Source organism: Limibacillus halophilus (assembly GCF_014191775.1).
Lineage (GTDB): Bacteria > Pseudomonadota > Alphaproteobacteria > Kiloniellales > CECT-8803 > Limibacillus > Limibacillus halophilus.
This window is the reverse complement of record NZ_JACHXA010000001.1, coordinates 71,746-90,735: the sequence shown is the minus strand read 5'-3', so window position 1 is coordinate 90,735 and position 18,990 is coordinate 71,746. Positions and strand designations below refer to the sequence as shown.

Genomic DNA, 18,990 nt, shown 5'->3' with positions numbered 1-18,990 from the left:
TCTACGATTCGAAAACAACCCCTGCATTGGCCGCCTGGGCCTTGGCCCGGGCGAGGGTGGCGATGGCGGTGTCCTGAACGCCGGTACCGGTGAGATCCGCCAAAGTAACCTGGGTCCGATCAAGGCGGCCAGGCTTTTGGGCGGCTAGAATCTCTCCAAGTTCCGGCGCTTCGAAATCGGCCGGCACAGCCCCTGCGGCAATCGCGTGATGAAGCTCGCCCAGCGCGGCACACTGCGCGCGGCGATCCGCGACATATAGATCAGCGGCTGCGACCAGCGCCGGTTCTATCTCGTTCTTGTGGGGCGAGTCGGACCCCATGGCGGTGATGTGCTGACCGGGCTCAAGCCATGCGGCTTGCAGTATGGGTTGCTCCGCCGGTGTTGTGGTCACCAGTATGTCGGCACCCCGTGCAGCATCGCGCGGGGTGTCTTTAGCCTCTACGGGAATGCCAAGCTCTTTGCTGAGCTCATCGGCCGTGCTGCGTGCCTGCTCGGGTCTCCTGGCCCAGAGGGCTGCTTGCTCAATTGGGCGCACCAGCATCAAGGCTTTCAACTGAAGGCGCGCCTGGACCCCCGCACCGAAGACCGCCGCTTTTTTTGCGTCGTCACGCGCGAGATGCTTCGCGGCAACCGCACCTGCAGCGGCGGTTCTAACGTCAGTCAGATAACCATTGTCCAGCAATAGGGCCTCAACGACCCCTGTCTTGGCGCTGAACAGGATCATCAGACCGCCCAGGCTTGGGAGGCCGAGAGCCGGGTTATCGAAAAAGCCCGTGCTCATTTTGATGGCAAAGGAGTCGAGACCGGGGACATAAGCGGTTTTGACATCGACCTCGCCATGATGCTCGGGGATGTCCAGCCGCAGGATCGGAGGCATCGATACGGCTTTGGTCGCCAGAGCCTGAAAAGCCTGCTCGACACACGCGACGGCTTCCCGGTCCAAAGCCACCGCTTGGCGGAGTTGCGCTTCGTTAAGGAGGCGGATGCTGGTCATGCCTGGTTTCCTTCCGCTGAACTGCCGGGTCGATGATCGGTGATGATTCTATGGTGCAGATCGAGGTCGATATTCGCGCCGCTGAGCAGCAGCACCGTGGGTTCTGTCACGTTGATCTTCCCCGCTAACAGCGCAGCCATCGTCACAGCGCCCGCGCCCTCTACGATCTGGCGCTCTTGCCAGTAAGCGTGCGCAATTCCCGTCGCGATCTCGGCCTCGTCGACCAGAACGATCTCGTCAACGAGTTCGCGCACGATTCCAAAAGTATACCGGTTGTCCGAACCAATGCCGCCGCCCAGCGAGTCGGCGAGCGTCTCCATCTCTTCCACCCGTGTCGGCTTCCCCATTCGTTGGCTCTCGTACATCGCCGCACCGCGCTCCATGGATACGCCGATGATCCGTGCGGTTGGGTTGATCGCCCGCAGAGCCACCGCCATGCCGGAAATCAAGCCGCCGCCGGAGAGCTGAATGACGAATGTCCCGGCTTGCGGAAGCTGCTCCATGATCTCCAGGCCAAGCGTCCCTTGTCCGGCGATGATGTCGGGGTGGTCGAAGGGCGGCAACATCGTCATACCTTGCTCGGCCACAAGGCGGTCGACTTCCACCTGGGCCTCGTCCTGTGAGCGACCGACGATTCGAACATCGGCGCCTTCCTCGCGAATCGCCGCCACCTTGTTGGCGGGCACGAGCGATGACATGCAGATGCTGCAGGCTACCCCCGCCGCGCTGGCCGCATGCGCAAGGCCACGGCCATGGTTCCCGGTGGAGACGCCAACCACGCCGCGCGCCTTGGCTTCCTCCGGCAGGCAGGCAACCGCGTTGCTGGCTCCGCGCAGCTTGAAACTGCCGGTTCGCTGCTGCTGCTCCAGCTTTAGCCATACCGGCTGGCCGCTCGCCTGGCTTAGGTAACTCGACTGAACGAGGGGCGTTCTGAGCACCTTTGCGCCGATGCGCTTACGGGCTGCCAGGATATCGGCCAGAACTATGGGCGAACGCCAGGTAGATTCTTGCGGTTTGTTCGGCATGCTGCAATCACTCGAACTGCTCACGCGAGAGCAGGACCCTTACGGCTGAATTTCTGCTAATGAAAGACCGTGGCGGCTTTGCACCTGAGCTGTCAATCACTAACCCTCCGGCGTGACAAGGAGCCTCTTTCCAGGCGAGCAAGGTCGAGTATAAGCTGCCCGGCGAACGGAACTTAGAGGGAGCGATCGAGATGCAACTGGCGCCAGTGGCTGGTCACATCGGTGCGGAAGTGCTGGGCATCGATCTTACCCAGGATATTTCGGAGGCGACGGCGACTTTTCTGCGTCAGGCGCTGGATGACCGTCTGGTTTTGTTTCTTCGCGATCAGTCCCTGGATTTGCCGACATTGAAGCGTGCAACGACAGTGTTTGGACCCCTACTCCGCGTTCCCTATGTCAAGCCGTCACCGGAAGATGCGGATGTGATAGCGGTTCTCAAGGAAGCCGACGAGGTGCGTATTGGGGTATTCGGCGGTGATTGGCACTCGGATTTCAGCTTCCTTGAAGCCCCGCCCGGTGGGTCGCTGCTCTACGGCGAGGACATCCCGACCTACGGCGGTGATACGCTCTGGTCGAACCAAATTCTAGCATATGAAACTTTACCCGATGATCTGCGGAGCATCGTCGATGGGCGCGGGGCTATCCATACCGGCGGACCCTATGGCAGGCAGAACGCACCGGATGCCACCGTGGCAACGAGTCGCTCCATCGGGATTTCGCGGGGTAACAGCGACGCGGACAGGGAAGTGCTGCATCCAGCGGTGCGGCAGCACCCGACCAGCGGGCGAAGAGCTCTCTTCGTTAACCCGATCTACACCCGGCGTTTAGAGGGCATGAGCGAGTCGGAAAGTCGCCCGATTCTCGAACGTCTCTACGCCCATGCCACGAGGCCGGAACTGACTTGCCGTTTTCGCTGGACCCCGGGTTCCTTGGCGATATGGGATAATCGTTCGACCATGCACTATGCCATCAACGATTACGACGGACAGCGGCGCTTGCTTTATCGCACCACGTTTGCCGGTGAGCGGCCGGTCTAGGTCACGTCGATTGTCTGAAAGAGAGGCCATGAACATTCTTCTTCTGTCGGTCGATCAGTGGCGCGCCGACTGTTTTGGATTTCTTGGGCATCCGGCGGTCAGAACACCAAATCTGGACCGCCTGGCTGCGGAAAGCGTGGTGTTCCGCAGGCACTTCACCGTTGCGGCACCCTGTGGTCCTGCGCGCACCAGTCTCTTGAGTGGACTCTATCCCTTCAACCATCGCTCGATCACGAACGGCACACCGTTTGACGCGCGCTTCCCGACCCTGCCGGGCGGCCTGAAGTTGGCAGGGTATGATCCGTTGCTTTTCGGCTATACGGATACTTCCGTTGATCCGCGCACTTTAGAGCCCGATGATCCCAGGCTGCTGACCTATGAAGGTGTCATGGAAGGCTTTCGGCAGATCGTGGATGTCAACGGCGACAATCTCGGCGCCTGGCTCGACGTTCTGGAGGCCAAGGGCTATGACCGGCCTGAAAGAGATGGCGACATTTACCTGCATGCCGAACGACCGGCGCAAGCGCAAGGATTCTGGGACGGGCCTGCCCGCTATAAGGCGGAGGATAGCGATATGGCCTTTCTAACCGACTGTGTGTTGGATCGGTTGACGCAGGAGACGGGAGACCCCTGGTTCTACCACCTGGTCTATCTGCGACCGCACCCGCCTCTGATTGCGCCGGAGCCTTACAATAGGATCATCCCGCGCGACCGCGTTGAAGCACCTTTACCGATGGGCGACGGCGAAGCGCACCCCTTCTTGAAGGTATGGGCCGAGCAACACCAAAAGGGCGGATACTTCGATCCGGAGATCGATTTCTCGGCCTTGTCGACAAGCGATGGGACCGCCATGCGCGCGGTTTATTATGGCTTGATGGCCGAGATGGACTTTCAGATCGGGCGGCTGCTCAAAGCACTGGAGAGCACGGGCCAGCTCGACAATACGCTGCTGGTGTTCACCTGCGACCATGGTGAGATGGCAGGCGACCACGGTCTCTGGGGCAAGGGCGGTTGGTATGATGGCGCCTACAGGATTCCGCTCATGATTCGCGACCCGAAACGGCGCAAGACGGTGGGGCGGCAAGTCCAGGCTTTGACGGAGAGCGTTGATGTCGCCGCAACGGTCATGGACTGGCTGGGCAAAAAGGCGCCGCAAAGTTGGGACGGCGTCTCCCTCCTGCCGTGGCTCGACGGAGACACGCCGCCTGTCTGGCGCGACCATGTTTTCTGGGAGTTCGATTTTCGTGACATCGAGAGCGGGACCTACGAAGCGGCGCTCGGCCTGACTCCCGACCAATGTACGTTGAACGTCTGGCGCAGTGACAACGTCAAGTACGTACACTTCACAGGCCTGCCGCCGTTGTTGTTCGATCTGGCGAACGATCCGGGCGAACGGCATAACCTGGCGGGAGATCCCGCTTGGTTGGGCAAGCGTCTTGAGATGGCGGAGGGCTTGCTGGCCCACCGCATGCGCCATGCCGAACGTACGCTGACCAATCACAAACTGACGGCCAAGGGTGTTTTGACCTATGAGGGGCCGCGACGCTTGGGATAACATCCGAGGATATCGCTAGAGGAGAGGTTCCATGCAGGCGACGGCGCCCAACTATTTGAACCCCGGCATCCCGCCCGACCTTCCGCGTCGGGTCATGGAAGTCGTGGAGGCCACGCCGGACTCGCTGAAGGGCTACGGCAAGCTCGTCGCGCGCCCCGAAGAGTGCGATATCGAGATCGTTCGTTGGCCGGCGCAAGGTTGGCGTCCTGTCGATAGCGATAGTGGAGACGAGGGCGGCACCACCGAAGGAGTCTTCGAGGGATCTTGGGTCGGGGATATTCTCTATGGCCGCAACGCAGCGGTCGGTGGGCATTACATTTTAGGCTACGGCGAAGAGCCGTCGATAGCCAGTGAATCCGCCCAAAACGATCCTATCCGTATTCTGCTGTGGCACGCCAATTACCACCCTGATGGTGGGCAGCTTTTCTTCCCGCTGGACAAACGCCCCTTTGTCGTTCCCTTGGCTTTGCCGGGGGATGATCTGCGGCCGGAAGACTTCGTCTGTTTTCGCTTCGACGGCAGCCAGGGCCTTTATATCCATCCGGCCATCTGGCACGAGGGCGTTTTCCCGCTGTCGGGCCGCCAACGTTTCTTCGATAAGCAAGGAGCCGTGCACGCGCGGGTCTCAGTAGACTTCGCGCGTGAGTTCGGCGTGCTTCTTGAAGTGCCTCTGACCTAGAGTCCGGCGGTGCGTTACGCGGGCCAGGGCATGGAGAAGGTCTTGATGTTCGTATAGGACTTCATGGCCTCCTGAACGCCTTCCTTATATCCGAGCCCCGAGTCCTTGATCCCGCCGAAGGGCGACATCTCGATACGATAACCGGGAACCTCCCAGATGTTCACGGTCCCGACGTTCAGGCCATTGATGTAGGCCGTCATCCGATCCAGACGATTGGTGCAAACACCGGAGGAAAGACCAAAGGCCGTCGAGTTCGAAATCCGCCGGACCTCCTCGTCATCGGAGGGAACGCGGATAATGGGGATAATGGGGCCGAAGGTCTCTTCCAGCACAAGCTCGCTCTCATGCGGCACGTGATCAACCACGATCGGCGGCAGCACCGCGCCCTGCCGGCCCGGATCGTAGAGCACCTCCGCACCCTGCTCGGCGGCGGCATAGACGCGGGCTTCGAAGGTTCGGGCAGCTTTCTCGTGGACGACGGTTCCCAGGTCGGTGTCCGGATTCATGGGATCGCCGAAGCGTATCTTCTTGGCCTTCTCCAGCACCATCGGGACAAAAGCCTCGGCAACCGCTTCTTGAACCAGAATGCGCTTGACGGCCGTGCAGCGCTGGCCCGAGTTCTTCGTCGCACCGGCGACCGCCAGTTCGGCAGCTTTGTCTAATTCCGCCTCACTGAGATCGTCGCAGATGATCAACGGATCATTGCCGCCCAGTTCCAGCACCGTGCGCCTGTAACCGGCTTTCTCGGCGATCATCTTGCCCACTGGCACGCCGCCAGTGAAGGTAATGAGTTCGGCATTGGGATTGGTGATCATCTCGTCGCCGATATCCGCTGGCCAGCCGGTGACGACCGAATACATTTCCGGCGGCAGTCCGGCCTCATACAACAGATCGGCCAACAGGAGCGCCGTCATTGGCGTCAACTCCGTCGGCTTGCAGACCATGCAGTTGTTCGTCGCAACGGCGGGTGCCACCTTGTGGGCGACCATATTCAGCGGATGGTTAAAGGGTGTGATCGCCGAGATCGCCTTCAAAGGCTCGCGGGTGGTGAAAATCTTGCGAGCCTTGCCCTGAGGCGTGACATCGCAGGAGAAGACTTGGCCATCGTCCAGGATGGCAAGCTGTCCGGCGAGGGTCAGGACATCGTAGCAGCGTCCGACCTCGTAGAAGGAATCCTTCTTGGAAATGCCAAGCTCGAGAGTGATGACGTCTGAAATCTCGTTCTTGCGCGCTTCCAGCAACTCGGCAGTGCGGAAAAGAATTTTCTGGCGGTCGTAGCGGCTGAGTTTGGGCTTATAGTCAGCGGCGATTTGAAACGCTTCTCGGGCGTGCAGTGCGTTGCCTGCCGGAACCGTGCCGATTACCTGGTCAGTGTAGGGGTAACGGACCTCGATGACATCGTCGGCATCCACCTTGCGACCGGCGATGCGCATCGGCTCGTGGCGCGGGCTGGAAAGAGCTTTGGCGAGAGACATGATTGGATTCCCCTTACTCGGCGGCGCTGGCGCGACGCGCCTCGGCGTGATTGAGCGCGATGTCGAAAGCGTCGAAGTTGCGCAGGCTGCGGCCTTCCAGTCCTTGAACTTTGCGATTCACGATCAAGGGGACGCGCTGTTCGGAGACGCCGCCGTGCGAGCGCAACGGCACGGTCAAACCGGATAGATCATGATTCTCGGGGCTGGTGCCGATGACACGGTGCTTGGTAGAAACGACGACGAGCTCGCCAATGCGGTCGGTCGGCAGTTCAAAGGCCTCGGCGGCTTCTTCCCGGGTCAACACCCGCTCCACGCCTTCAAGGCCTTCGATAAACTCCGCGACTGCGGCGAAGTCCGCGTCCTTGGGCAGATAAACCGTGGCGTAGGAGCCAAGAGCACCGTGATGGACCACGTAAGGGTCGGTAATCGGCAGGATGGTGCGGGCTTTGGCTTTTCCAAGAAAGCCGTCGAGTTCGCTCTGCAAATATAGAACGTCGGGCGTACCGTCTTCTCGATGCTTGGCGTTCATGCCGTGGTCGGCCGTGAGGACAAGAATGGCCCCGGCGGCATCCAATGAAGAAAGGTAGCCGTCCATCATCCGATAAAAGGCATTGGCGCCTTCGCTGCCGGGTGCGTGCTTATGCTGGATGTAGTCGGTGGTCGAGAGATACATCAGGTCGGGGCGCATGCGTTCCATCAGCTTGACCCCGGCGGCAAAGACGAACTCGGACAACTCGGCGGAGTAAACATCGGGAACCGGCATCCCGACCATCTCGACCGCATCATCGATTCCATTCTCGGGCAAGGTTGCCTGATCCGCCTTTTCCGAGGAAAAACAAACAACCTGCTCGGGTGCCATGTTCAGGCCGTGGCCTAGAAGGCGACGCAGCTTGTCCTTGGCGGTGACGATGGCGATCTTGGCGCCGGCATTGCGAAATGCCGGAAACAGCGTGGGCGCACGCAGAAGGGCTGGATCGTTCATCATCACCTCCGCATCCCTGGCGGGGTCGTAGAAAAAGTTGCCGCAGATGCCGTGTACCCTGGGGGGTTGCCCGGTGACGATCGACAGGTTGTTTGGGTTGGTGAAGCTAGGCACGACACAGTCGGCCCGCAGATCGGACCCGTGATTCAGCATTCCGGCGAGCCAGGGCATGTCGCCGGATGCGACTGCTCGTTCCATGTAATCCGGCTCGGAGCCGTCAATGCAAACGATCACGACCGGTGCTTCCGGAAAACGGTAGCTGCGCTGGTTAACGGTAATACTCTTGGTCATCGTGCTACTTCCTTGTGCTGGTTTCAGGCCGCCGCGGCGCAGTTTGTCACGCCCATTTCCGTCAGCGTTTTCTCGACAATCGCCAAGGCGCCTCGCATTTCCTCCGCGCCCAGGCGGCCGATGCAACCGATCCGGAAGGAGGGGGCGACGGTCAACTTTCCTGGGTAGATCACGAAACCCTGCTCGGCCAGGCGATCATAGAACCGCTGAAAGTCGAAGCGAGGATCCTCGGGCATTTTAAACGTGATGATGATCGGCGCTTGCAGCGCGTCGGGCAGCAACGTCTCGAAACCTAGCTTGCGCATGCCCTCGACCAGGATCGTCCGATTGTTGCTGTACCGTCCGCCGCGTCCGGGCTGCCCCCCCTCGGCAAGAAACTCCTCGATGGCCCGGTCGAAGGCCAGGATGACGTGGGTTGGCGGCGTGAAGCGCCACTGCCCGTTCTTCTCCATCGCCTGCCATTGATCGTGCAGGTCCAAGGTCAAGGCATGGGCATTGCCGGCGGCCGCTTCCAGAATGGTCTGCTTTACCAGGCAAAAACCCATACCCGGTACGCCCTCCAGGCATTTGTTGGAAGACGCGACAACGGCATCGAACGGCACCTTTGCGGCGTCGAGCGGCAGGGCGCCAAAGGCGCTCATGGAATCGATCAGCAAGCTACGCCCGAGGCGCGCCGTAACCTCTGCGACCTCTGCAATCGGATTGAGAATGCCCGAAGTTGTTTCGCAATGAACGACAGCCACATGACTAATGCCTGGGTCGGACTCTAGCCGCTCGGCAAGGGCGGTCGGGTCGACGGGCTCATTCTCGGCCCATTCCATGACCTCGAAATTCCGGCCGATTAGGCCGCAAATGCGCGCCATGCGCTGGCCGTAGGCGCCGTTGATCAGGATAAGCAGCTTGCCGGCCCTGGGAACCAACGTGCCGATCATGGCTTCCACCACGAACGTACCGCTTCCCTGTAACGGCACGCAAACGAACCCCTCGCCGCCGATGATCTCCAGCAATCGCTGGCGCATTCTGGCGTTGACCGCAATGAAGCGGGAATCGCGTGAGCCGAAATCATGAAGCATTGCTTGCTTGACACTGCTTGACGTCGTCAGGGGACCGGGTGTCAGCAGCCAGGGGTCGCCGTCGGGGGAGGCAGCGATGGCGGGATTCGTTTGCGCAGTCATGGGGCCCTACTCCTTGGAGACCATCAATAGAGAAACAACGTGATGCAATCTGTAGCTTGCACTGATATATATCAAATCGATATTTTCGATTTATTACATTGGTGTGACCTATGAATTCACCAATCAACAAGCTACAGCTTCGGTCGTTCCATGCGGTCGCGGAGGAAGGTTCCTTCACCAAAGCCGCAGACCGCCTTGGTGTGAGCCAGCCAACGTTGTCAGAGCAGGTGCGCGCGCTTGAGCAGCGATACGGCGTCCGGCTGTTCGAGCGGGTCGGACGTGGCGTCGATCTAACCGATCTAGGGCGGCGTTTGCGGGATGTAACCCGCCGCATCACGGCAGACGAAGTGGCCGCGGAAGCACTTTTGGCTTCGGCACGGGGTCTACGCAGCGGTCGCTTGCGGGTTATGGCGGATGCGCCGCACCTGTTGCTGCCAATTCTTGGCCTGTTTCACCGCCGCCATCCGGAGATTCAGTTATCGATTGGTTTCGGCAACACCAGCGCTGTCCGCCTAGCCCTCAAGGATCGACGCTGCGACGTCGCTGTATTGCCGGATCTGGAGAATGACCCGGGGGTCGTAAGTCAGTTACTACGCCGGGATCGGCTGATTGCCATGGTTGCCCGCGATCAGGTTTGGCGGGAAAGACGCAGTGTGGGTCTCGAGGATTTGCTTCAGCAGACACTTCTTCTGCGCGAGCAGGGTTCGGGTACCCGCGCACGGCTGGAGCGCGCTTTGGCGGAAGCGTGCCTAACACCGACCAACACCTTGGAGGTGGGCAGCCGGGAGGCAATTGCCGAAGCGGCCGCTGCCGGATTAGGGGTCGGCGTGGTCTCTGAAAGTGAATTTGGGCACGACAGGCGGTTGCGGAAGCTGGAAATTCGAGGGGCCAACCTGACAACCAGCGAGTATCTGGTCTGTCTGGCCATCAAGAGTGAGGAACCAACCGTCAGGGCGCTTCTGGAGGCGGCGCAGGAACTAGCTGAATGACGCTGTCCGGCCGCGCGCGACCCTAATTAACCCCAGCGCCTAACTCTTCCGGTGTCCAGATGGATAAAATCAGATTTCGGATAGTACCCGACACCGCCCAACTGTAGGTCCCAAGCCTTATCGCGCAGGGCTGCAAGCTGTCGACCGGGCAGGCGGACATCGATGGCCATCCCTTCCATATGCAAGGACCGCTTGGCGACACCTGTACTGACGCGCCGGAGTGCATCGTTGGTCTGCGGGGACCGATAGGCCGATATAATCTCGAAAGGTGAGTTGGTATCCATCCGGCGATGTAAGGCATAGAGGAACTGGTAAAGCCCCTCGTCGATCTTATGCTGTGCGCCGTTGCGCCAGTCGCGCATCAGACGTTCGAGTTTTCCGAGGCCTTGAGGTTGAAACTTGCCATCGGCCCAAAAGGTCGTTGTCAGTGTTTCACCCGTGTGCAAATGGTGGAAGGACAGTTTTCGAACCGAAGGGCCGGAGGCGGCAAGAGCGGGAGAGAGTGGCAGTAGGCTTGTTGCGGCTAGGCTGGCGCCTGCAACAAGCAAACGTCGCCGCGTGAGGTTGTTTGGGGCGTCGTCGGTCACGCTGATCCTCTCCGTTAAATCTATAACTCTGTACTTATCGCTGCGGTCCCCGCGCTGCTGGCGCTGGCCAGTCTTCGCTAAATTCGCCCCAGTCTGGAGTTGAAACCCCTGGTATTGACCCGATGGCATCCCTGCTGCCGAGTCGAATCATAATGTCTTAAGATAGAAAGATACCTTAAGAAGCGAAAAACGCAACAAACATTCTATTCCAAGGCCCGAGCCAACCAAAGAGTGAGGGTCAATCGGTCGGTAAGGATTCGGCGGTGCTGCGCGGCCCCAATAGGGCGCTGATCAACAAGGCGTCGCGGCCATAGACGTCGCCCCGGAACTGGAGCACCCCTGCGTCGTTGACCCAAGCGGTTTGGTAGTCGATTTGGACCGGTAGCGGCTTGGCGAGGCTGACGACCCGCCGCTCGCCCTTCTCGATTGCCGCGACAACCAGTTCACGATTCCAGGTGGCTTCGTCCTGCAAGACCGCAACTGCAAGATCAATTGGCTTATCGACCCGCACGCAACCATGGCTGAAGCTTCTTTCCGCGCGCGAAAAGAGAGCCTTGGCCGGGGTGTCGTGAAGGTAGATGTTGAACTCGTTGGGCAGCATGAACTTAATGCGGCCGAGGGCGTTGTCGATACCAGGCTTTTGGCGGATCTTGTAGGGAAAGCGTCCAGCGGTAACGGCGCCCCAGTCAACGGTGTGCGGATCGACCAACGTGGCGGAATCGCTCCAACTCGAGAACAGCTCATAGCCGTTCTCTTCGAGGTAGGCCGGGTTCTTTCGGATCTTGGGCAAAAGTTCTTTGCCGGCAATCGAGGGTGGAACGTTCCAGAAGGGATTGATTTCCAAGTAGGTCATGTCACGCCGGAACACCGGTGTTCGATTGTAGGGCGTTCCGATTACGACCTTGGAAGTAAATACCTCGCGCCCCTCGTCATAGAGGCGGAGGGTAAAGTCGGCAAGATTGACGGCGAGGTGGCGACCGACGGGCTTGCCCGCGACCCAGCGTTCTCGTTCGAGGTTCGCCAAGATCTGTTGGACACGGGCTTCAACGGATGTGTTGAGGTGGGCCAAAGTGTTCTTGCCAACCCGCCCGTCGACACCCAGGCCGTGGTTTGCTTGGAAACGCTCGACCGCGCGTTGCAGCGTCGCGTCGTAGAGCCGGGGGTCATCGGGAATGCCTTCATCGGCGACGCGCAACTCGCCCGTGGTGCGCAACCGCGTTCGCAGAGCGATCACGCGATCATCCCGTACGCCGGGGTCGAGCGTCGAGCCGTCGCCGATTTTATTCCATCCGCCCATCGCGGCAAGCAATCGGTAACGCGCCAATACCGACTTTAAGGCCCGGTAGCTGTCGTCCTGGGGGGCAAGGCCTGCCAGAATCTCCGAAACGTCGCCACCTCCCGCAACCGCTTGCAGCAAAGCGTAACGGTCGAGGTCGCGCGGATAAACGAACAATTCCGGGTCCACCTGACGCGGGACCAGGCGTCCCCCATTCAAATCGGCGCCATAGCGAACCAGGGACTGGGTCAGACGTATTTCCAGGGGCGCCAGCAGGTCGACCTTGGCTGAAGCCAGAAGCGCCTGGATTGCGGGTGAATGGTAATCCGTCGGATCGAGTCCTTCCTCGTCCGCGTTCTTAAGGACCTCGCCCAGCCGGAAGGCGGAGGGTAAGGCACGATCTTCCCCGACCCACAGAGCCTGCCAATCCCGTTCCGTGTAGAAACGGTGAAGCAGGGCCAACTCCGCGATGTCGTCCTCACCGGTGGTCGTGGCGGCGACTTTATCCAGGGCTTCCCGCAACGCTGCTTCGAGCGCGGCGCTCGCAAAAGCCTTCGAAGCCCAAACCTGAGGAGTGAGAAAGAGCAGTAGAAATACGGTTGCAAGCCAGATTTGCGAAAGCCTCATGCAAATAGAATAGCATGTCGTTTTGCCCATTCCAGGGCTTTCGGTCGTGGTAGGGATGGGCTAGCCTCGGGTCTAGGCCCCATCAAGAGGCAAGGGTGTTGGAAAGTGGTCCGGATCGCCGGGAAAAGTGTCCGGGGCCCATCCAGTTTGCGGTTATGAAGCGGAGGGAAAGTCATGGCCAAACGGGCCGAGCAGCTCAAGGAAGAGCTGGTTGAGAAGGTTGTAGCATTGGTTCGTGAGCGCGTGGCGGCGGATCGCGCGACGGAGACGGAGCGGTTTGTGCGGGCGTTCTACAGCACCGTGCCGGCGATCGACTTGGCCGATGAAACCGCCGACAACCTATACGGTGCGGCCCTGTCCATCTGGAACTTTGCCCGCAAACGCGCTGTTGTCGGACAGCCACAAGTTCGCGTCTATAACCCGCAACAAGAGGAACACGGTTGGAAAAGCTCCCACACGGTTGTCGAGATCATAAACGACGACATGCCGTTCCTGGTGGACTCGGTTACGGCGGAGCTGGCTAGGCATGAGGCAGATGTCGCTCTAGTCATCCACCCGATCCTGCAGGTCTCGCGGGATGCCAAAGGTTGTCTGACAGCCTTCCAGTTGCCGGGAAAATCAGCCGGTAACGGCGCGAACGAATCCATCATGCATGTTCAGGTTGCTGAGCAGCCTGCCGAAAATCATAAAGTGATCGAGGAGCGGCTGCTTTCTGTGCTGGCCGACGTACGGGCGTCGGTTGTGGACTGGAAGGAGATGCGCCAACGCTTGCGTGACCGCGTGGCGGAACTGAAGAAAATGCCGCCGGACTTGCCCAAGAAAGAGCTGGATGAGGCCTTGGCCTTTCTATCCTGGCTAGACGACGATCATTTCACCTATCTGGGTTATCGCGAATACAGCTTCGAGGGGCAGGGCAAGAAAGCCGTAGCCCGCATCGACGAGAAGAGCTGTCTGGGCGTGTTGCGGGACACCGAGTATTCGGTTTTCGATGGTCTGCGCAATCTAGGGGACCTGCCGCCCGACGTTCAGGATTTCGTACGCCGCCCAACCTTGCTGCGGATTACCAAGGCCAATCGCCGCTCGACCGTGCACCGGGCGGTTCACATGGATACCGTGGTCATCAAGTCTTTTGACGCCAAGGGCAAGGTCAAGGGCGAAAAGCTTTTCCTCGGCCTTTTTACCTCGGCGGCCTATTCACGCAATCCGCGCGAGATCCCTGTGCTGCGCCAGAAGGTGGAAAACGTTATCGCTAAAGCTGGGTTTGCGTCCGGTAGCCACGACGCCAAGGCCTTGCAGCACATACTGGATAGCTATCCGCGCGACGAGTTGTTTCAGATCAGCGAAACCCGCTTGCTGGAGATAGCGCTCGGCATTCTTCACCTGCAGGAGCGCCGTCGCACGGCTTTGTTTGTTCGGCATGACCCTTTCGAACGCTTCGTCTCCTGTTTGGTTTTTACGCCGCGCGATCGTTTCGATACGAACTTGCGGGTTAAGTTCCAGGAAATCCTGGCCGATGCCTACAACGGCGTTGTGAATGCGACCTATACCCAGCTATCGGACGAGGCTCTGGCGCGCGTCCATATCGTTGTCAGGACTCAACAGGGCAAGGTGCCCGCCGTCGATCACGATCTTCTGGAGCAGCATCTCGCGGAAGCAAGCCGCGCCTGGACGGATTTGCTCGAAGAAGCCCTGGTCGAGGAAATGGGCGAAGAGCGCGGCCTTACGACGGCTCGGCGTTACCAACGCGCTTTTCCAGCTAATTACTCTGAGACCAACCTGGCGCGCACGGCGGTGTTCGACATTGCCCGCGTTGGCGACACTTTGAAATCCGGCAAGTTGTCGATGAACCTTTATCGACCATTGGAAAAGGCCGAGGATCACATTCATTTCAAGATTTACCATGGCGCAGAACCGGTTCCGCTTTCGGATGTTTTGCCGATGCTGGAGAACATGGGTCTGAAGGTCATCTCGGAGGTCCCCTTCGAAGTGCGCCCTCAACAGGCGGACAAGTCGGTATGGATTCACGATTTTCATGCGCGCACCCGCGACGGTCACGCGATTGACCTCACAAGAGTAAAAGCCGCCTTTCACGAGACCTTCGCCCGTGTTTGGGCAGGGGAGATGGAAGACGATGGCTTCAATCAGCTCGTGATTCGGGCTGGCTTGGGCGCACGGCAAGTCATCATTCTGCGCGCTTACTGCAAATTCCTGCGTCAAGCGGCGATCCCCTTCAGTCAGGATTACATGGAAGAGACACTTTCAGCCAACCCCGAGCTTTCGCGACTGCTGGTTGAGCTGTTCGAGGTGCGCTTCGATCCGGCGCTAGGCAACGAGCGGGCGAAGCTGCAGAAGGAGCTGGTAGCCCGTATTGAAGAGGGTTTGGAAGGGGTTTCGAACCTGGACCAGGATCGCATCATCCGACGTTTCTTGAATGCGATCCTTTCGACACTGCGGACGAACTTCCACCAGCAAACCAGCGACGGTGGTGAGAAACCCTGCCTGTCCCTCAAGTTTGCCTCCCGCGATCTGGAGGAACTGCCGCAACCCAAACCGTTCCGCGAGATTTTCGTCTACGGGCCGCGGGTCGAAGGCGTGCATCTGCGTTTCGGTAAGGTTGCCCGCGGCGGGTTGCGTTGGTCGGACCGTCGGGAGGATTTCCGTACCGAGGTTCTGGGATTGGTCAAGGCCCAGCAGGTCAAGAACGCGGTGATCGTACCGGTTGGTTCAAAGGGCGGTTTCGTGCTCAAGAAGTCGCCGCCACCCGAAGCCGGCCGCGAAGCCCTCTTGGAGGAGGGGATAGCTTGTTACCGATTGTTCATCAGAAGCTTGCTGGACGTCACCGACAATCTCGTGAAGGGCGAAATCGTACCGCCGCCCTATGTCGTTCGGCACGATGAGGACGACCCCTACCTGGTTGTGGCCGCCGATAAGGGTACGGCGACCTTCTCCGACATCGCCAATGGTGTTTCGGCTGAGTACGGCTTCTGGTTGGACGACGCTTTTGCGTCCGGTGGATCGGCCGGTTATGACCACAAAAAGATGGCGATCACAGCGCGCGGCGCTTGGGAATCGGTAAAGCGCCACTTCCGGGAACTTGGCAAGAATATTCAGAAGGAACCCTTCACGGTTGTCGGCTGCGGCGACATGTCGGGTGACGTGTTCGGAAACGGCATGTTGCTATCGCCCTGCATTCGCCTCCAGGCTGCCTTCAACCATCTCCATATTTTCGTGGACCCCAACCCTGACCCGACAAGCAGCCACAAGGAACGCCAACGATTGTTTGATCTGCCGCGGTCCGCCTGGAGTGATTACGACGCCAAGCTGATTTCCAAAGGCGGCGGCGTTTTCGAACGCAAGGCCAAGTCGATCAAGCTCACGCCCGAGATCAAAAAACTCTTCGGCATCAAGGTGGATCAGGTCACCCCGAACGAGTTTATCCAGGCAATCCTACGCTCCGAGGCGGAACTGCTTTGGTTTGGCGGCATCGGCACTTACGTCAAATCATCGGAGGAGTCGCATCTTGAGGTCGGAGACCGCGCCAACGACGCGCTCCGGGTCGATGCGCGTGAGCTTCGATGCAAGGTTGTCGGGGAGGGCGCCAATTTGGGCATGACACAACGGGCCCGTACGGAATGCGGCCTGCTGGGCGTGCGCCTGAATACCGATGCCATCGATAACTCAGCGGGCGTCGATTGCTCCGACCACGAGGTCAACATCAAGATCTTGTTGGGAGATGCCGAACAGGCCGGCGATCTGACGCGCAAGCAGCGCGACAAGCTGCTGGTCCAGATGACCGACGAGGTGGCGGATCTGGTGCTGCGGGACAACTACCTACAGACCCAGGCCATTTCGGTCACCCACGGTATGAGCGCTCACTTGCTGGATCGGATCGCTCGTTATATGCGGTCTCTTGAAAAACAAGGGCTGTTGAGTCGCGCGATCGAGTATCTGCCGGACGACGAGGTGATCGACGAGCGCATGAAAAAGCGCCAGGGCCTCTCGCGCGCCGAACTAGCGGTGCTCCTTTCCTACTCCAAGATCGCGCTTTACGACGAACTGTTGGGATCCGATCTGCCGGACGATCCGGACCTGATGGAAGATTTGGTCAACTATTTCCCGACCCCGCTCCGCAAAAAGTACGGGCCGCAGATTGAGAACCACCGCTTGCGGCGGGAAATCGCGGCAACCGTAGTTACAAACTCGATCATCAATCGCGCGGGTATTTCCTTCGTGCATGAGGTTGCCGAGAAAACCGGTTTGCCCTCGGACGACATCGCGCGTGCTTACACGGTCGCGCGTGAGATTTTTGAGTTGCGCGATCGCTGGTCGGACATCGAGGGCCTGGATAACAAAGTGCCAACGAAAGCGCAGTACACCATGATTGCCGAGTGCGGCCGTTTGGTGGAACGCGGCACCGTTTGGTTGTTGCGTCACGTTGCCCAGCCAATGCACATATCCCAGACGGTTAAACGCTACCGGGACGGCACGCGGGCTTTGGCGGCCTGTTTGAAAACCGTTCTGCCACAGGAGGATGTGAAAGTCCTGACAACCGCTGCGGGCCGCTTGACCGCCGAAGGTGTCCCTGAGGAGCTGGCTGAGCGAATTGCGGCCTTCCCCTGGCTGGTGCCCGCTGGCGATATCGTCGACACCGCGCATGCCGCCGGGCTGTCGGTGGAAGACGCCGCGCGCACCTACTTCGCCGTCGGGCAGCGATTCGGCTTCGATTGGCTGCGGCGGGCGGCGGCGAAGCTGCCGAGCGACAACGCCTGGGACAAGTTGGCGGTCACGGCCATCGTGGACGACCTCTATGAACTGCAGAGCGAGATGGAGAACCGCATCCTGGATGGTATTAAAGCTAAACAGAATCCCATGCAGATGCTGGACGCCTGGACGGAGGAACGGCGTATGCTGGTCAGCCGAGCCGAGCAGATGATCGGAGAGCTGCGGGCCGCGGGCCAGCCGGACCTGGCCATGCTGGCTGTCGCCAACAGAAGGTTGAAGTCCCTGGTAGCCCGGTGAGGCGATGAGCGACGACGTTCTGAACAGGCTGGAAAAGGTATACGGCGCCAAGGACCGCGCGGCTCTGGAGCAAGAGTACGCAGCTTGGGCGAAACGCTACGACGGCGATGTGATGGCGCTCGGCTACACCCCTCATGCCCTGGTGGCGGGTATGGCCGCGCGGTATTTGCCTGCCGGGGAAGGCCCGCTGCTCGACTGTGGCGCCGGAACCGGGTTGGTTGCGGTTTTGCTGCATGCGTTTGGGCTGCGTGACCTGGTGGCGTTGGACATGAGCGACGCCATGCTGGCCGTTGCCAAGTCGCGCGGCGTTTATCGGGACTGTGTTCAGGGCGTGCTTGGCGAGCGTCTGCCGTTCGACGACGCCAGCTTCGCCGCTGTGGTTGGAGCCGGGACCTTCACGGCGGGGCATGCGCCGGGCGATTCCTTTCATGAAATGACGCGCGTTCTGCGCCCGGGCGGCGTGATGGTCGTCGGTTTGCGCGGTGATGGCGATCATGCCAAGCGGTACCTCGATTGCTTGACGGTGCTTACCGAGGCCGGAAAGCTTACCCACCTAGCGGACAGCACGCCTTGCCCGGCTTTCTTGCTATCGGCGGAAGAGGCCCATGTTCTCACGGTTGTGAAAGTTTTTCGTCGAACCGGCGCCTAGAGCGCAAGCTTCGGAGTGCGGGAAGCCGACGCGCTTGTCAGGATGAAGATCGATGTACTTAATCCTGCTTGCCGGAGGTCACGATGACCCGAATACGTTTTACGGCTCTTGCGACAGATGTCGTTGAGACCTATCAGGCCGGTGGCCTGGACGCCAACGACCAAAAACCCGAGGTTCACATCTCGGATGGTGACGGCGTTCCTTGCCGTCACTGCTTGAGCACGGTGGCAGCCGGGGAGCCGTATTTGATCCTGGCGCACCGGCCATTTCCCGATAAGCAACCCTATGCCGAGCTCGGCCCGATTTTCTTGCACGGCGATTTCTGCCCTCGGCACGAGGAGACGGCCGGGGTGCCGCCCATGCTGCGGGGCTATCATCAAGTTTTGGTGCGCGGCTACGGTGCCGACAATCGTATCCGCTATGGCACGGGCCGAATAGTGCCCGGCGGTCAGCTGGCCGAGACGGCCGAAGCAATGCTGGCAGAAGAAGGAATTGTCTATCTCCACGTCCGCTCGGCCAGCAACAACTGCTTCCTTTGCCGGATAGACCGGGCCTGACGGTCCAAAGCGCCTGGCACGGGACACTTTGGCTCGGTGATCGGCGTCTTTGGCACGGCGGTGCGTTGACTTG

14 protein-coding genes are annotated in these 18,990 nt (G+C 59.9%); 7 read left to right on the top strand and 7 right to left on the bottom strand.

What is annotated here, in order from left to right; genetic code table 11:
* Position 1: 1 nt before the first annotated feature.
* On the bottom strand, positions 2–994 hold the full coding sequence (locus tag FHR98_RS00420; RefSeq protein ID WP_183414637.1) for a cyclodeaminase: 993 nt from the start codon (positions 992–994) through the stop codon (positions 2–4).
* Positions 991–2,019: a hydroxyectoine utilization dehydratase EutB gene (eutB, locus tag FHR98_RS00415; protein ID WP_183414636.1), complete on the bottom strand. Its 1,029-nt coding sequence runs from the start codon at positions 2,017–2,019 to the stop codon at positions 991–993. Before eutB ends, FHR98_RS00420 begins: the two co-directional genes overlap by 4 nt.
* A gap of 191 nt (positions 2,020–2,210) precedes the next feature.
* Between eutB and FHR98_RS00410 the strand changes: the two genes are divergently transcribed.
* The 3 genes from FHR98_RS00410 to FHR98_RS00400 are packed head-to-tail and all read left to right on the top strand — an operon-like array spanning position 2,211 to position 5,290.
* Positions 2,211–3,056 (top strand): TauD/TfdA dioxygenase family protein, encoded by an 846-nt coding sequence (locus tag FHR98_RS00410; RefSeq protein WP_183414635.1) that lies wholly within the window; start codon positions 2,211–2,213, stop codon positions 3,054–3,056.
* Positions 3,057–3,084: 28 nt separating this feature from the next.
* The gene (locus FHR98_RS00405) at positions 3,085–4,611 is read left to right on the top strand and encodes an alkaline phosphatase family protein (RefSeq protein ID WP_183414634.1); all 1,527 of its coding nucleotides are present in this window, start codon (positions 3,085–3,087) and stop codon (positions 4,609–4,611) included.
* Between the two features lie 31 nt (positions 4,612–4,642).
* Entirely contained in the window at positions 4,643–5,290 is a 648-nt protein-coding gene (locus FHR98_RS00400; protein ID WP_221205656.1) for an ureidoglycolate lyase, read from the top strand.
* Positions 5,291–5,304: 14 nt separating this feature from the next.
* On the opposite strand, the gene phnY is transcribed toward FHR98_RS00400, so the two are convergent.
* From phnY to FHR98_RS00385, 3 genes are read right to left on the bottom strand one after another with little or no spacing between them, the layout of a single operon-like run.
* On the bottom strand, positions 5,305–6,765 hold the full coding sequence (phnY, locus tag FHR98_RS00395; protein ID WP_183414633.1) for a phosphonoacetaldehyde dehydrogenase: 1,461 nt from the start codon (positions 6,763–6,765) through the stop codon (positions 5,305–5,307).
* A 13-nt stretch (positions 6,766–6,778) separates the two neighbouring features.
* The gene (gene phnA, locus FHR98_RS00390; RefSeq protein WP_183414632.1) at positions 6,779–8,038 is read right to left on the bottom strand and encodes a phosphonoacetate hydrolase; all 1,260 of its coding nucleotides are present in this window, start codon (positions 8,036–8,038) and stop codon (positions 6,779–6,781) included.
* Positions 8,039–8,061: 23 nt separating this feature from the next.
* Positions 8,062–9,213: a 2-aminoethylphosphonate--pyruvate transaminase gene (locus tag FHR98_RS00385; protein ID WP_183414631.1), complete on the bottom strand. Its 1,152-nt coding sequence runs from the start codon at positions 9,211–9,213 to the stop codon at positions 8,062–8,064.
* A gap of 110 nt (positions 9,214–9,323) precedes the next feature.
* Here FHR98_RS00385 and FHR98_RS00380 point away from each other — a divergent pair, with 110 nt between their 5' ends.
* On the top strand, positions 9,324–10,202 hold the full coding sequence (locus tag FHR98_RS00380; protein WP_183414630.1) for a LysR substrate-binding domain-containing protein: 879 nt from the start codon (positions 9,324–9,326) through the stop codon (positions 10,200–10,202).
* A 26-nt stretch (positions 10,203–10,228) separates the two neighbouring features.
* On the opposite strand, the gene mepK is transcribed toward FHR98_RS00380, so the two are convergent.
* Positions 10,229–10,789, bottom strand: a complete 561-nt coding sequence (gene mepK / locus FHR98_RS00375) for a peptidoglycan L,D-endopeptidase MepK (protein WP_221205655.1) — start codon at positions 10,787–10,789, stop codon at positions 10,229–10,231.
* A gap of 238 nt (positions 10,790–11,027) precedes the next feature.
* On the bottom strand, positions 11,028–12,692 hold the full coding sequence (locus tag FHR98_RS00370; protein ID WP_183414628.1) for a L,D-transpeptidase family protein: 1,665 nt from the start codon (positions 12,690–12,692) through the stop codon (positions 11,028–11,030).
* A 174-nt stretch (positions 12,693–12,866) separates the two neighbouring features.
* On the opposite strand from FHR98_RS00370, the gene FHR98_RS00365 reads away from it, so the two are divergent.
* The 3 genes from FHR98_RS00365 (at position 12,867) to FHR98_RS00355 (ending at position 18,917) form a co-directional block, all read left to right on the top strand.
* On the top strand, positions 12,867–17,711 hold the full coding sequence (locus FHR98_RS00365) for an NAD-glutamate dehydrogenase (protein ID WP_183414627.1): 4,845 nt from the start codon (positions 12,867–12,869) through the stop codon (positions 17,709–17,711).
* A 4-nt stretch (positions 17,712–17,715) separates the two neighbouring features.
* Positions 17,716–18,360, top strand: a complete 645-nt coding sequence (locus FHR98_RS00360; protein ID WP_183414626.1) for a class I SAM-dependent DNA methyltransferase — start codon at positions 17,716–17,718, stop codon at positions 18,358–18,360.
* A gap of 83 nt (positions 18,361–18,443) precedes the next feature.
* Complete coding sequence (locus tag FHR98_RS00355; RefSeq protein ID WP_183414625.1) at positions 18,444–18,917, top strand: DUF1203 domain-containing protein; 474 nt, start codon at positions 18,444–18,446, stop codon at positions 18,915–18,917.
* The last annotated feature ends 73 nt before the right edge of the window (positions 18,918–18,990 follow it).

Excerpts from the sequence above, each read along its gene's own strand:
- FHR98_RS00420 (WP_183414637.1), bottom strand. The coding sequence starts at position 994 with ATGACCAGCATCCGCCTCCTTAACGAAGCGCAACTCCGCCAAGCGGTG.
- eutB (WP_183414636.1), bottom strand. The coding sequence starts at position 2,019 with ATGCCGAACAAACCGCAAGAATCTACCTGGCGTTCGCCCATAGTTCTG.
- FHR98_RS00410 (WP_183414635.1), top strand. The coding sequence starts at position 2,211 with ATGCAACTGGCGCCAGTGGCTGGTCACATCGGTGCGGAAGTGCTGGGC.
- FHR98_RS00405 (WP_183414634.1), top strand. The coding sequence starts at position 3,085 with ATGAACATTCTTCTTCTGTCGGTCGATCAGTGGCGCGCCGACTGTTTT.
- FHR98_RS00400 (WP_221205656.1), top strand. The coding sequence starts at position 4,643 with ATGCAGGCGACGGCGCCCAACTATTTGAACCCCGGCATCCCGCCCGAC.
- phnY (WP_183414633.1), bottom strand. The coding sequence starts at position 6,765 with ATGTCTCTCGCCAAAGCTCTTTCCAGCCCGCGCCACGAGCCGATGCGC.
- phnA (WP_183414632.1), bottom strand. The coding sequence starts at position 8,038 with ATGACCAAGAGTATTACCGTTAACCAGCGCAGCTACCGTTTTCCGGAA.
- FHR98_RS00385 (WP_183414631.1), bottom strand. The coding sequence starts at position 9,213 with ATGACTGCGCAAACGAATCCCGCCATCGCTGCCTCCCCCGACGGCGAC.
- FHR98_RS00380 (WP_183414630.1), top strand. The coding sequence starts at position 9,324 with ATGAATTCACCAATCAACAAGCTACAGCTTCGGTCGTTCCATGCGGTC.
- FHR98_RS00370 (WP_183414628.1), bottom strand. The coding sequence starts at position 12,692 with ATGAGGCTTTCGCAAATCTGGCTTGCAACCGTATTTCTACTGCTCTTT.
- FHR98_RS00365 (WP_183414627.1), top strand. The coding sequence starts at position 12,867 with ATGGCCAAACGGGCCGAGCAGCTCAAGGAAGAGCTGGTTGAGAAGGTT.
- FHR98_RS00360 (WP_183414626.1), top strand. The coding sequence starts at position 17,716 with ATGAGCGACGACGTTCTGAACAGGCTGGAAAAGGTATACGGCGCCAAG.
- FHR98_RS00355 (WP_183414625.1), top strand. The coding sequence starts at position 18,444 with ATGACCCGAATACGTTTTACGGCTCTTGCGACAGATGTCGTTGAGACC.